This is a genomic window from Priestia sp. FW507-14D1A (genome assembly GCF_058781295.1).
Window position 1 is genome coordinate 108,061 of record NZ_JBYSWQ010000001.1, and the last position, 13,156, is coordinate 121,216.

16 protein-coding genes are annotated in these 13,156 nt (G+C 39.3%); 2 read left to right on the forward strand and 14 right to left on the reverse strand.

Annotated elements, in window-relative coordinates:
- Nucleotides 1-104 precede the first annotated feature (104 nt).
- Nucleotides 105-671, reverse strand: a complete 567-nt coding sequence (locus AC3WJG_RS00670; RefSeq protein WP_337134162.1) for a GNAT family N-acetyltransferase — start codon at nucleotides 669-671, stop codon at nucleotides 105-107.
- Between the two features lie 128 nt (nucleotides 672-799).
- On the opposite strand from AC3WJG_RS00670, the gene AC3WJG_RS00675 reads away from it, so the two are divergent.
- A complete protein-coding gene (locus AC3WJG_RS00675; RefSeq protein WP_337134163.1) occupies nucleotides 800-1,105 on the forward strand; it encodes a hypothetical protein in 306 nt (101 codons plus the stop codon).
- 59 nt (nucleotides 1,106-1,164) lie between these two features.
- Here the strand turns inward: AC3WJG_RS00675 and AC3WJG_RS00680 are convergent, their stop codons facing one another.
- The 9 genes from AC3WJG_RS00680 to AC3WJG_RS00720 form a co-directional block, all read right to left on the reverse strand.
- Nucleotides 1,165-1,554 carry a VOC family protein gene (locus AC3WJG_RS00680; protein ID WP_060745305.1) on the reverse strand — a complete coding sequence of 130 codons (390 nt, stop codon included), beginning with the start codon at nucleotides 1,552-1,554 and terminating at the stop codon, nucleotides 1,165-1,167.
- Nucleotides 1,551-2,120, reverse strand: a complete 570-nt coding sequence (locus AC3WJG_RS00685; RefSeq protein ID WP_337134165.1) for a shikimate kinase — start codon at nucleotides 2,118-2,120, stop codon at nucleotides 1,551-1,553. Before AC3WJG_RS00685 ends, AC3WJG_RS00680 begins: the two co-directional genes overlap by 4 nt.
- Nucleotides 2,121-2,131: 11 nt before the next feature.
- Nucleotides 2,132-2,584 carry a hypothetical protein gene (locus AC3WJG_RS00690; RefSeq protein WP_337134168.1) on the reverse strand — a complete coding sequence of 151 codons (453 nt, stop codon included), beginning with the start codon at nucleotides 2,582-2,584 and terminating at the stop codon, nucleotides 2,132-2,134.
- Nucleotides 2,585-2,823: 239 nt separating this feature from the next.
- A complete protein-coding gene (locus AC3WJG_RS00695; RefSeq protein WP_263033999.1) occupies nucleotides 2,824-3,519 on the reverse strand; it encodes an ABC transporter ATP-binding protein in 696 nt (231 codons plus the stop codon).
- Nucleotides 3,519-4,604 (reverse strand): ABC transporter permease, encoded by a 1,086-nt coding sequence (locus tag AC3WJG_RS00700; protein ID WP_098334350.1) that lies wholly within the window; start codon nucleotides 4,602-4,604, stop codon nucleotides 3,519-3,521. The genes AC3WJG_RS00695 and AC3WJG_RS00700 overlap by 1 nt, the downstream gene beginning before the upstream one ends.
- A 72-nt stretch (nucleotides 4,605-4,676) precedes the next feature.
- Nucleotides 4,677-6,059, reverse strand: a complete 1,383-nt coding sequence (locus AC3WJG_RS00705; RefSeq protein WP_337134173.1) for a sensor histidine kinase — start codon at nucleotides 6,057-6,059, stop codon at nucleotides 4,677-4,679.
- The gene (locus AC3WJG_RS00710; RefSeq protein ID WP_028409314.1) at nucleotides 6,056-6,730 is read right to left on the reverse strand and encodes a response regulator transcription factor; all 675 of its coding nucleotides are present in this window, start codon (nucleotides 6,728-6,730) and stop codon (nucleotides 6,056-6,058) included. Before AC3WJG_RS00710 ends, AC3WJG_RS00705 begins: the two co-directional genes overlap by 4 nt.
- 163 nt (nucleotides 6,731-6,893) lie before the next feature.
- Complete coding sequence (locus AC3WJG_RS00715) at nucleotides 6,894-7,772, reverse strand: PhzF family phenazine biosynthesis protein (protein ID WP_337134175.1); 879 nt, start codon at nucleotides 7,770-7,772, stop codon at nucleotides 6,894-6,896.
- 14 nt (nucleotides 7,773-7,786) lie between these two features.
- Nucleotides 7,787-8,131 (reverse strand): YunG family protein, encoded by a 345-nt coding sequence (locus AC3WJG_RS00720; protein WP_337134177.1) that lies wholly within the window; start codon nucleotides 8,129-8,131, stop codon nucleotides 7,787-7,789.
- A 190-nt stretch (nucleotides 8,132-8,321) separates the two neighbouring features.
- Here AC3WJG_RS00720 and AC3WJG_RS00725 point away from each other — a divergent pair, with 190 nt between their 5' ends.
- A complete protein-coding gene (locus AC3WJG_RS00725) occupies nucleotides 8,322-9,095 on the forward strand; it encodes a DUF2628 domain-containing protein (protein WP_337134179.1) in 774 nt (257 codons plus the stop codon).
- 58 nt (nucleotides 9,096-9,153) lie between these two features.
- Here AC3WJG_RS00725 and AC3WJG_RS00730 read toward each other — a convergent pair whose 3' ends face one another.
- From AC3WJG_RS00730 to ymaG, 4 genes are all read right to left on the reverse strand, one after another.
- Nucleotides 9,154-10,290 carry a GAF domain-containing sensor histidine kinase gene (locus AC3WJG_RS00730; RefSeq protein WP_028409318.1) on the reverse strand — a complete coding sequence of 379 codons (1,137 nt, stop codon included), beginning with the start codon at nucleotides 10,288-10,290 and terminating at the stop codon, nucleotides 9,154-9,156.
- An 80-nt stretch (nucleotides 10,291-10,370) separates the two neighbouring features.
- Entirely contained in the window at nucleotides 10,371-10,943 is a 573-nt protein-coding gene (locus AC3WJG_RS00735) for a GNAT family N-acetyltransferase (RefSeq protein ID WP_337134181.1), read from the reverse strand.
- Nucleotides 10,944-11,024: 81 nt separating this feature from the next.
- Nucleotides 11,025-12,233, reverse strand: coding sequence for an NAD(P)/FAD-dependent oxidoreductase (locus AC3WJG_RS00740; RefSeq protein WP_337134183.1), 1,209 nt, complete (start codon nucleotides 12,231-12,233; stop codon nucleotides 11,025-11,027).
- A 338-nt stretch (nucleotides 12,234-12,571) separates the two neighbouring features.
- Entirely contained in the window at nucleotides 12,572-12,883 is a 312-nt protein-coding gene (gene ymaG / locus AC3WJG_RS00745; protein WP_337134184.1) for an inner spore coat protein YmaG, read from the reverse strand.
- Nucleotides 12,884-13,156: the final 273 nt, after the last annotated feature.

Sequence of the window (13,156 nt, forward strand, 5' to 3'; positions counted from 1 at the left end):
CCCCATCTCCCCTCCATTCCCCGTATTAGGATATATCAAACTAAACTGCTTAATTCTTATGGATAAAAAACAAACTTTTACAGGAAAACATAGCACACAGGGTATTAAAGCTCCTGCTGCATCTTTTTGTTCCATTCCCTTCGCAGAATGCCCATTTTAATGCTGTCAAAATAGTTACCGTTTACGATACGTGCTTCTCTGACTCTTGCTTCTTCTTTCATCCCTATTTTTGCAGCTGTTTTGATCATTCTGATATTGCCTGACCATGTGGACATACCGAGTCTATGTAAAGGTGTAGATTCAAATAAAAAATCAATCCACATGCGGTAAGCTTCCGTTCCGTATCCTCCGCTCCAATAGTCTGGGTCGTAAATGACAATTCCGGTTTCCAGCCAGTTTGTATGCTTGTCCACCCAATAGCAGCTCACGGTCCCCACCGTTTTTTCATTAATAATAATCGCAAGTATTCGAGGAACTGACGGAAAAAGCTCATATTCTTTTTTCCATGAGTTTATATACTTTTCTTTCGTGAGTCTTCGTTCTGGTATGTACGGAGCATTCCACTTTTTTGCTTCTTGGTTTTTTTCTTCGTACTTCCAATAATAAAGTTCATTAACGTCTTCCTGTGTCGCTTCTCTTAACGACACTTTTTCTCCTATTAGTTTTATCATGAGAAGCATCACTCCTTGACTTATAAAATAGCTTATTACGTTCTGTAGAAATAAAACGAATATTAATACACGTGTGTACAAGCACACCTTTGCATAACGAATAAAATATAGTAGTTATGATGAAAGGAGTGAATCCTATAAAAAAATATTATTGCTACTACAATTCAGCAGATGACAAATATTATGTAGAAAGCGATTATTCTTCTAAAAAGCGTTCTCGCAAGAAAAAACCATGCTGTGTAACCATTAATTATTATACAAATATTGCATATGAAGGCGGACAAATTGCTATAAACGGTGGACAAAACGCATCTCAAGGTGGACAAATTGCCAAAAACGGCGGGCAAAATGCTAATCAAGAAGGACAAATCGCAGGAAAGTACGGGCGAAATAAGCTAATTGAATTTAATTTCACTAATGACAATGAAGTCTAACTCATCCTGTTTTACATGTAAAACACCGAGACAATATATATGCTCCCGGTGTTTTTCTTTTATTTATGATTCGCGTTTTCCATAACTGCAAAGTAGTTACCTTCACTGTCTGAAAAATTAAAGACTCGTCCTGAAGGCATCGATACGATTTCTCCCACTGTTACGCTTTTAGCTGTTAAATCTCTGTATAGTTCATCCACATTCTCTGTAAAAAACAGCAGCGAAGGAGTTCCGACGTTTAATTCTGGCTGCATTTTTGCTATTAGCTGTTTGTTATGAAGGATAATGGTTGTTTCGGCACCCGCTACCGGTGCTAGCTCAATCCACTTCATGCCTTGTTCATTATTTTGTTCAGACATAACTTGAAATCCCATTTTTTCTGTCCAAAACTTTACCGCTTGATCTTGATCGTTTACATACACCATAATTTGACCAACTTTTTTAATCATTTCTTCCACTCCTTTGATATAGATAAAATAATTTCTTCGGCTACTGTATCTGCCGATTTTTCTTTTGTGTAGATCGTTTGCTTTGCCAGCATCTCATTTGATGGATGCGTTACAAAATGTTTGTTAAGTTCAAAAACATCTTTATCATCCGTTATTTTCTGCAATCTTTGATGTAATAGTTGTATAGACTCTTCTTTATCAGCACTAGGAAGCAATAAAAATAGAGACTGGTAAGGTTTTAACGTCTTTTCTACTTGCTGAAACAACCCCATGTCTTCATACACTGAGTGACCCGCGCCAAAATCAATGACCGCATGTTTGTACTCTTCTAGTATTCTTTTAACGGCATAGGCTTCAAACGGCTTCCAATAGGCGTACATGCCTTGAAATCCTTGTTTTTCTCGAATGTTTTGCTGTGTTTCTTTACTGAATCCTATTTCCCTGTAGTAGGAAAACCTCACTTTATCCATTGAGCACTGAGGAATATCTAGTTTTTTTGCCACTTTTTCACCGACCGTCGTTTTTCCAGCGCACATAGGTCCAATGAGAATAATGGGGGTTTGCATATGCTACCTCCTTATTTCACTTCCAGCACAAACGCGTACAACGCATCTCCATTGGATACATTTTTTTGATTTTTATCCATCCACCATACTGAATATGAGTAGTAGTAAGTGCCTCTTTCAGAAGGTGTTTTCATCTTATTTTTCTTTAGTGGTATGTCCACTTCATTTTTGTTTTGTATTTGTACCATATGCCTCTCGTTAGGCTGCCCCTTATGTTTGATAATAAGCGCTAGCGATTCATTTGCTTTAACTTCAATAGGCTTTTCGGTTTTTAACAATTCTAAAGGGCCTGCTTTATCCACACACGTCTCTTTCCAGCAGTATGTGCCAACTTTTGTTTCATAAAGGTGGTTGTTTGCTTCGAGATACGCTTTTGGCGGGGATTCTTCAAGAACTCCACTGCTTGAACATCCCGTAAAGCTTGCTACGATAAGTCCAAACGCGGCTGTTTTCCATTTTCTCATCGTTTCATCACCTTTTTACTATTTCTTCATTGCCTTTTCATTTCCTGTTTCTTATTTTCTTCCTTCCTAAATAGCGTTGTTTTATTTTGGCTATACGCTTTTTAAAGAAGTGGAATATGAATAACTAACCCATCTACTAATAAAGAAGCAAACGTATGGAAGCTCCAAATCGAGACGACAAATATATGCACAATGAAGAACGCAAAAAAAGCGCTGCTCTTGTCAAGAGCAGCACTTTTTTAAACTTGCACGCTGTTTGATTCTACTAATTTTCCATCTTCCATCCACACAACGCGGTCACATAAATCCAGCATTCTTTGGTCATGCGTAACCATTACAGCTGATTTGCCCCTTAGCTTTACTTCATCTGCGAGCATTTGCACGACTGCTCTTCCTCGCTCTGAATCCAAGCTTGCCGTCGGTTCATCTGCAAAGATAATTTCAGGGTTATTCATCCACGCTCTTGCAATCGCTGCCCGCTGGCGTTCTCCGCCCGATAGACTTTCAGGATAGTGATGCTTTCGATGAGCAAGCCCTAGTTTTTCAAGCAAATCATCCGCTCTTTTTTTCGCTTCTTTATTTCGACTTCCTTCTAGTTCCGTGACAAGAAGAAGCTGATCGCGAACCGTTAAATACGGAATTAAATTAGCTGCTTGAAAGATAAAGCCGATTTTCTTCAGGCGAATGCTGTTCATTTGTGATGGAGACATTTTATTAATCTCGTCTCCGTCAATAATCACACGTCCGCTAGACGGTGAAAGCAGCGCGCCTGCAATGGATAAAAAGGTACTTTTCCCAGAACCAGAAGGACCGACAATCGCCACAAGCTCTCCTGCTTTTACACGCAGCGATAGGTCATTTAACACAACTACAGCGTTTTCTCCGTCTCCAAACGACTTGCTAACATTCTCTAAAACTAATTTTTCTTCACTCATTAAACAGCCCTCCCAATCGCTTCAACCGCATCTACTTTTGCTACGCGATACAGCGACAATAATGAACTCAGTACAGAAACAGCTACAAACAGCGCCGAACAGCCGGCAATTAGCGATACATCCAAGTGGAATGGCATCGAATCAGGCAAAATGGCAGCTACTCCGTACGTCAGTCCAATACTGATAGCGAGACTGCATAAAGTTAACATAACCACTTGAGATAAAATCGTTCGCGCTAAATAACTTGTTTTTGCTCCTATCGCTTTTAACACGCCAAACTGATTCATTTTTTGAAGCGTCATCACGTAGAAAAAAACGGCTAATACAAAAGCGCCAATGATAAACAGAAACGCGACCATCATTAAAAGCGAGCCTTGTTCTTCTTGATAGCCAGGAATTCCTTTTAACGCTTCATCTTTACTAATCACGTCAATGTTAGACTCCTTTTTTTGAAGAGCATGTGCTTTTTTATCGTTCATGTTTAACACCACTGCATTAAAAGCACCTGTGCTTTCAATTGTCTTCCACTCTGTAAGATTAATATGAATAACAGGAGCGTGACTAAACGACTGATTTTTTGTAAAACCAACAATCCTAAAGCTTTTTCCTGAAGCCGTATCTTTTATCATATCACCTAGCTTTACTCCTTCTTCTTTTAGCGAAGAGTCCGCCACGGCTTCATGTTTCGCATCGTCCGTAATCATCTTCCCTTCTGTTACGTTCGGAGCTAAAAAGCCGCTTGTGCTTATGGCAAAAAACGAGGCGTCTATTTTTTTCGCTTTTCCTTCATTTATAATTGCTGTCATCATCACACCAAGCGGCTCAGCATTTTTCTTGCCGCTTAGCTGTTGAATATCTTCTGTTTTGTTTATGGATAAAACAGAGCGCGTCAGGCGCTGATCCGCTTCTTTTTGAAGCACAACGTAATTTCCTTTCATTTCTTGAACAGCTGAAGCATTGTCAGAGGAAAGCCCCTTTGCTAAGCCTGATACAAAAAGCACAAGCCATACAATTAACACCATAATCACGCCAATGAGTAAGTAGCGCAGCTTCGCATGTTTCAATTCACGTAAAGCCAAAAACATGTTTCTTTCATCTCCTTTTTTCATTCTATTTAAAGTATAAAAATAGAAAATGAATGGAAGATGAACGGCTCATTACATTTTCGGAAGATAAATGTGAAAGGTGCTGCCTTTTCTTTTTTCGCTTTCAACGTGAATGGAACCTCCATGCATTTCGACAATTTGCTTCACAATCGCTAAGCCAAGCCCGCTGCTTCCTTCGGTCCGGCTTCTTGCTTTATCTTCTTTATAAAAACGATTAAAAATATGCGGGAGGCTTTCTTTTGACATGCCGATTCCCGTATCTTGAAATTCCACGTGGCAATGCGTGTCTTCCATACCAACGCGAAGAGACAGCGTGCCTCCTTCTTCCGTAAACTTTACGCTGTTTGTAATCAAATTTGTCCACACTTGATGAAGCAGTTTTTGATCGCCTGAAATCATCGTTGAAGGAAGATCCATTTCAATAGCCAGCTCTTTTTCACGCCAGCTCCACTCCGTCATAAACAGCACCTGCTTGATTTGAGCTGCAACATCAAACGTACTTTTTTCGATATGCTCACTTTCTTTATCAAGTGAAGCAAGCGTAAGCAGCTGTTTGCTGAGTGACGACATGCGCCGGCTTTCTTCTTCAATAATAGACAGATACTCATTTCTCTGTTCATCTGAAAGATGAGCAGAACGGAGCGTTTTCGAAAACCCTTGAATGGACGCCAGCGGAGACTGAATTTCATGCGACACGTTGGATACAAATTCTTGGCGCATCTCTTCAAGCTGCTCTAAACTTTTAGCCATCTCGGAAAAATGTGAAGCAAGCGCCCCGATTTCGTCTCGGCGCTTCACGTACAGATCGACGTTGTATTTTCCTTTTGCCACTTGTTTTGTCGCTTCCGTTAGCTTGACAATTGGTTTTACTAAATAACGCGTACTAATAAGTACAAATAAAATACTTAATACAATCATCAGCAGTAAAATAACCGAGAAAAAAATGCGCATTTCCCCGAACTGCAGCTGAATATCAGGGCGGATAAACAGCGCTTGCTGCTTATTACTTTCTCCTTTTAACGGCACGCCGATGGTATTGGCTAACACATTATCAAAAAATCCCGTCACAAACACCTGTGAAGGAAAGTTTGCAATTCCGTGATACATTTTTCCGTCCAGTACTTGTTTGACAGCACTCTTTTCTAAGCGCTGATTTCTAAATTCCCGTCCGTAAAACGTCTCATGTCCGCTCCTGTCCACCACATATATTTGATAACCTAATTTACTGATATGCTGTAAATAAGCTTGTTGATCCACGCCCCTATTGCTTTCGTAAAAGCTCGCAATGTCTTTTGCCATACGCGTAAGCTTTTGATCGTTATAAGGCTTTAAGCTGTACTGATAATAAACGTTTGCTAAAATAAACGCTAGGAGACTGCTAAATACCATTACAGCAATGGTTGTCAGGACAATCCGCAAATAGAGCGTCTTCATTTTGCCGTCACCTCAAGCTTATAGCCGACGCCTCGAACCGTCGTAATGACAAAATCATCGGTATGTCCAAACCTTTCGCGCAGCCTTTTTACGTGTACATCGATTGTGCGGTTATCTCCGTTAAAATCCGCTCCCCATATCAGATGAATTAATTCTTCTCTTGTGAAAATTCTTCCTGGATAGCTCGCAAGCTGAGCTAATAATTCAAATTCTTTCATTGGAAGGATTAACAGTCGTCCGCTGCAGTGCACTTCATAGCTTTTTCGGTCGATAGAGGTGTTGTTCAGCACGATCATTTTTTCATTTACCACTTCGTATCGGCGAAGCAGGGCTTTGATTCGGAAAATCAATTCTTTTGGTTCAAACGGCTTTGTAACATAGTCATCCGTTCCCGCTAAAAAGCCTTTCTCTTTGTCTTCCAGCTGATCTTTTGCTGTTAATAAAATAATGGGAAAATCATAATAGCTGCGTATTTCTTCGCAAACTTCATATCCGTCTTTATGAGGCATCATAATATCGACAACCGCTAAATGAATGTGCTGCTTAGCAAGCAGACCCGAAGCTTCCTCACCGTCTTTTGCTTCATGCACCACATAGCCTTCAAGCTGCAAATAGTGACGAACTAATTGCCGCATATGCTCATCGTCATCCGCCAGTAAAATGTGAATCATTTCTTCTGCCACTCCTTTTATCAACCATTTAAAATGGCGGCCTTTTGGCCGCCATCATTTATTCTTTCAGTATCTATCTGTTTACTAGTGTAACCAAACGCCGTGGTCCTATTGCGTTTTTATTAGGATAAGAACTTATTGTGAACAGCAGATGAACGGCTTGTTACAAAATCCATTCACCGCGCGCAATCATCTCTACTTTTCCGCCTACTTTAATGTGAAAAGCTTCTCCATCATAACTAGCTTTTACATACAGCAGTGAAGGTCTTTCTATCTCGTATCCTTGTTCTACACGTATGTCAATCACGGTCTGATTAAAATAGCCGTATTTAACTAAATATGCTGCTAAACAGCCGTTGGCGCTGCCGGTTGCTGCATCTTCTGGAACGCCGTAGTAGTCGGCAAAGTCCCGTACGTTTAGCTGATGATCTTGGTGATAGGTTTCCGGCGAAAAGACCATAATCGCTTTCGCTTCTGTATTTTCTATCAGTTTGAAATATTTTTCTTTGTCTACATGTATCTCTTTAGCTGCTTCTAATGATGTTAACGGGGCAAGGATGACAGGCAGACCGGTGGATACTTCTTGAACGGGAAAACGCGTGTCGATATAAGCTTCATCAAGGTTTAACACATCCGCCACTTGCTTTTTATCAAGCACTTTCCCAAACGTCGGCTGACTTTGTGTCATCCATAGTACATCTTTTTGTTCATCATATGTAACGGGCGTAGGACCTGCTTTATAATGAAGAATAAGCTCCTCTGTATCTTTTTCTTCTAGTTCTTCTCGGATAACATAAGCGGTACCGAGCGTCGGATGGCCTGCAAACGGCACTTCTTCATTAGGCGTAAAAATCCGCACTTTATATTCCCCTTTTGCAGAAGAAGACGTAATAAACGTCGTTTCAGAGAAATTAATTTCTTTAGCCATTTGCTGCATCTCTTTGTCTGAAAGGCTTCCTGCGTCTTTAAAAACTGCGAGCTGATTTCCCGTATATTTTCTCTGTGCAAATACATCAACAATGGAATACTGAATACTTTTCATTTATGTGTTCCTTTCTAAAGGGAATTTTTATGTATGAAACAGGCCATTACGTTTTTCTTTAAAGCCTCATATTGCTCTTTATTCGTATCCATAAACGCTTCTTTCCGACTGGACAAAATGTCTGCATAATGGAGAGGCTCACGAAATTGTTCTTGTGTAAAATCACAGCGCTGTCCGTTGAGCTGATTATAGAAATGCCAGCCTTCTTTACACGAAGTTTTTAAAATACCTCCTCCTTTAATATCTTGAACGACAAGAGCTGTCACGCCGCACTGTCCTTTGGAAGGATTGTCAGCCGTCCACTTCGTGCTTGAATGAATTGACCACGATTGGTGCAGGGCTTTCTTTAAACGATTCACGTTTAAGCACCTCCTTTTTCTTCAAATCTACCATATTCTTCTTTTTTATGAAAGTTCCCGTAAAAAAACCCATAGCACAAATATTCTTACTTTAAAAATAATTTAAGGAATAATAGAAAAATAATAGAAATAATGTATAATAATAGAGTCATTTTAGATGATAGATTATAACCAATGAAAGGTGTTTTAAATGGAAGAACAAGCAGTAAATGAACTCCTGTCTTTTGAAAAAGAGCATAAAGTAGTTCGAACAAATACGTCCTATTATGATTTGAAGTGGGGAAAAACAGCTAATCCAGCTAAAAACAACACGTGGAACTGGGCAGCCTTTTTTCTGACAAGCGCTTGGTTTGCATACCGAAAAATGTATAAGCACTTTTTTATTTTAACGCTTATTGAGGTAATTTGGTTTTCCCTTTTGTGTTTTGTAGACATACCAGAGTGGTCGGATGCAATTGTGTTCGGCGGTGCTTCACTTATTACAGGGCTATGTGCCAACCGCTGGTATTATAAACAAGTTAAAAACGTGTTAGTTCGAGCCGAAGCTCAGCCGGAGCAGCGGAAAGAAGCTTATCTGCAAATAAAAGGCGGCACTCACATCGGAATTGCTATTGGTTTAAGCATCTTAGCGCTTGTGATTACTTTTGGAGTCGGAGCGGGATTATCATTTTTACCAACAAAAACGAATATTAAAGATGTAGTTCGCTACGGCGACGAAGCAATTACGCTTGAAATGTACAACGATCATCCAAAATGGACCTATATTAAAAAAGAAGGCCGTCATCACGTTGTACAATTTACCGGCTACGATTATACAGAAAAAGAGCATGTACGCATTGTATTTAATGTTTATTTGGATAAACAAATTTACGAATGGGACAAAATTTACATCAATGGCAAAAAGTTAAATAAAAAAGATGCGGAAGACTATGAATACTGGATTGAAGACAGTTCAGCATATTAAAAAGGTCAGCAAAAAAAGAAAGGATGAGGCTTGCTCTCCTTTCTTTTTTTGTTTTATCTTAAAGCGTCAAAGGGAGCTTAACCGTCACTACTGTCCCGTTCTCATCACTTTCAATCGAAAGCTTACCGTTATGCTCGTTGATGATTGTTTTACAAATAGAAAGCCCTAACCCCATGCCTGTTCCATCTTTTGTTGAGAAAAATGGATTTCCTACTTTATTAATAATGGATAGCGGAATCCCAGAACCGGTATCTTGAATATCAATAAGAGCACAATCTTCCCATTTTTTGATAATAAGATTTACTTCCCCGCGTTTCTTTTTCTCCATTGCTTCAATGGCGTTTTTCAAAAGATTCATAAACACTTGTCTCATTTGAGCAGGATCGATTGATACAAGCGGAATGGCTCCTTCTATTCTTACGTTCATTTCGACATTATACAGCGCAGCTTCACTTTTCAAGAAAGCAACGGTATCATGAATAACTTCTACAATCGATACGATTTCTTTTTTAGGCGCTGTTGGCTGCGTGACAAGCAAGAAGTTGTTAATAAGTTCATTCATACGGTCCAGTTCATCAAGAACAATTTTTTGAAAAGGCTCTGCCTGTTCATTTTCATTAAATAAAAATTGAATAAAACCGCGCACCGACTGCATCGGGTTTCGAATCTCATGCGCTAACCCTGCTGCCAGCTGCCCTACGAGCGCCAGTTTATCAAGCTGCAGAATTTTCTCTTCAATTTTCGGCAAAACAGCCGCTTGATTTTTATAAATAATATGAGACAAAATACCAGCCAGCCGGTTTAACCCTTGAATTTCACTTTCGCTAAACTGATAAGGATCCGGATCGACCGCGCATAAAGTACCAAACATTCTCCCGTCTTCTAGCACAATCGGTGTTCCTAAATAAGAACCTACCCGGGCACCATCAATGATGGCTAAATTAGACGTTCTAACATCGCGTTTTGTATTGGGAATAACAAGGGGCTCATCACACGTGACTAAGTTGCATACCGCAAGCTCTAACGGCAGCGTCAGTCCATCCTCTACAAGGCTTCCCCCTTCTTTATTAAAGGCTTTCATAACTGAAAATTGTTCGTCGAAAATCCCTACAAACAGCGTCCTGCTTCCGACTACTTCGCTAGCCATCTGCAATACATCCCAAACGGCTTTTTCATTGATGTTCCTCTCTTCCATTACCTTAGTCACCTACTATTTAAATATAGACTGTTCTATTCTCTTATTCTCATTATAAAATTTAAATGTAAAAACGTATATCAAAATTTTAAGAACTCGTTTATTTCTTCTATGTCATCATTAGGGTTAAGGATAGCTAAGACTTGATGGTCTTCCCATATACCATTAATATTTACATTTTTTCTAGCAATTCCTTCCCTATGAAACCCTGCTTTTTCAAGTACGCGCTGAGAAGGCAAATTACGTGGCATAACGCCGGCTTCAATGCGGTGAAGATGCAGCTCTTCAAACGCATAGCCAACAAGTGCTTTTACGGCTTCTGTTGCGTACCCTTTTCCATTATAATGCTGATCTAGAAAATAGCCGATAAACGCGCTTTGTAAAGATCCGCGCAGCACTTGAAAAAGACTAATGGTGCCAATCAGCTTATTATTCTCTTTTTGAAAAAGACCAAAATAGTATTCTTCATCGTTTTTCCTGTTCTCTTCATAACGCTGAATTTTTTCTACTTGGCTTTCCAACGTATAAAAAGAATGCTCTCGAATCATAGAAAACCGTTCAAAAAAACCGCGATTGTCCTTTTGCAACCGAAGGCTGTCGTGCGCATCGCTGACAGTTAAGGGGCGTAAATAAATAGCGTGACCATCTATCATACTATGTCTCTCCTCTACTTCAAGAAATGTATGTATGTAAAAAAAGAAGGCTTTTTTAAAAACCTTCCATTTTCTCACATATTAAACTTTTCTTGTTTGAATGTAAAGTTCTAAATCACTGCTTTTCTTCGTTGTAATATGTTCTGCTATGATTTTAGCTAGCACCATATTATACACCGTTCCGTTATCCCCATATCCACTTAGAAAGTAACAGTTAGGCATTTCGTCATATATTCCGATAAGGGGAAGCCCGTCATGAGTGCCACCGTAATAAGCGCTTATGTAATAATCAGCTTCGACTTGAAGATGAGGAAAAAGCTTATTGAACTCTTTTAAAAGTTTGTCTCTTTTATGAACGAGTTTAGCATCACGTTCTTGCGGCACAATCGTGCTTTCATCAAGACCGCCTATAATGACTCGATTATCGGAAGTTGTTCTCATGTAAATATACGGTCGAGCGGTTTCCCAAATTAAATTTCGATTTTTCCATCCTGTAAAATCTTTTACAGGATTCGTAACGATAGCATAGGAACTTGTGAGTACAGCTTTTTTCTCTCTCTTAAATTCTTGATTTTCATAGCCTCCTGCCATAATGACATGTTTAGCTTTGATTTGTGATTTATTTTTAGTGAAAAATACAGCTTCATCTTTTTCTAGCTTTTGACCGACAATTTCTGTTTCTTCAAATATCCGAACCCCATGCTGTTTTCCGTACTCTAACAGACCGAGTGTAAAGCTGTAAGGGTTCAGCTCTGCATCATTTTTAATAAGCATTGCCATTCGTTTTTTAAACCCATAGTCTTTTTCAATTTGTTCTTCTGATAAGATTTCAGCGTCAAATCCATGCTTTTGCATATAAAAATAGTCTTTATTTATCTTCGGGATATCTTCTTCATAGCTTGCGTAATACAAGCTGTCTCTTCTTATAAATTGTGCATTAATCGGAAGCTTTTGAGCTGCTTCCTCAATATCTGTAATGGCCTGTTCGCACAACTTATAATGAAGGACTGTTCTTTCTTCTCCAAACGTGTTGACTAATTCGTAAAACAATTTATCTCCTAAATATTGAATAAGAGAGGTATTTACAATTGTACTTCCATGCCCTGCTTTACGTTTATCAACAACCACAACATCAAGCCCCTGCTCACATAAATAGTAAGCACACTGTGCACCTGAACTTCCTCCTCCGATAATGAGAACATCGCACTCAATATCTTCCTCTAGAGACGGGTATACAGGCGGCTTCGCTACTGTTGTCTGCCAATAAGGGTTTCCAGATAATAAATCCATGCAAACGCCTCCTTTCCTCTCTCTATTATGCCCAATATCAGCTGATTTTTGCATGCAGCAGGAAAAGTATTGATAAACATCATGTCGTAATCTTCTGCTTTAGACATAGACCTCCAGTAAGTGCGTAAATATATAACTTCTTCCCTACATAAAAAAACTCCACACAAAAACCACCTGGAAAATCACCAGATGGTTTTTTATATTAAGCGGGGTGCACGCTCTGATTAACTGTGGATGGATATAAAGCCTTACGTTCCAAAACAGATTTCTTTATAGAAAAGAATGGGGTAAAAAATACTTTTCCTGAGATTTTTCTGAGATTTTTCTTTTATTTACGTTTAACAGCAGCCGCCGAAGCCATAGCCGTAACCGCCAAAGCCACCATAAGGATAACCACCGTAACCGTAGCCGCCAAAGCCATATGGTGATAACAGTGAACCTGCTACTAGCCCTCCTGCTAATCCTCCTAAAAATGGACCTCCAAAGCCATAGCCGAATGGTCTGCCAAAGCCATAGCCAAACGGGCGTCCGAAACCAAACGGTCTGCCAAAGCCAAACGGTCTGCCAATAAACCTTTCATCTGCGTGTTGAAGTTGATGATGATCTTGAGAATACATAGTAGTAGGTAAAAAATGCATTTCTGAATTCATAAGAGAAACCTCCGTTTTTTTGTTTTTGCTTTCACCCATGAATATGCATTTACCTAGTCGCTGTCTTGGGCAAATATCTTGGTTATGCTGAAAATAAGGGAAAAGAATTACGAAAAAAAACAAATTACTAGGTTTATATGAAAATGAGCTTGATTTCTCTTTAGTACCTAATACATACAAAAAAGCGGATCCTGACTTAGAATGGTATAGGGAAAGTACTAACGTGTTTATTTCATAGTAAAAAATAAGAAGCCGAAGAAAAAATTCTTCGGT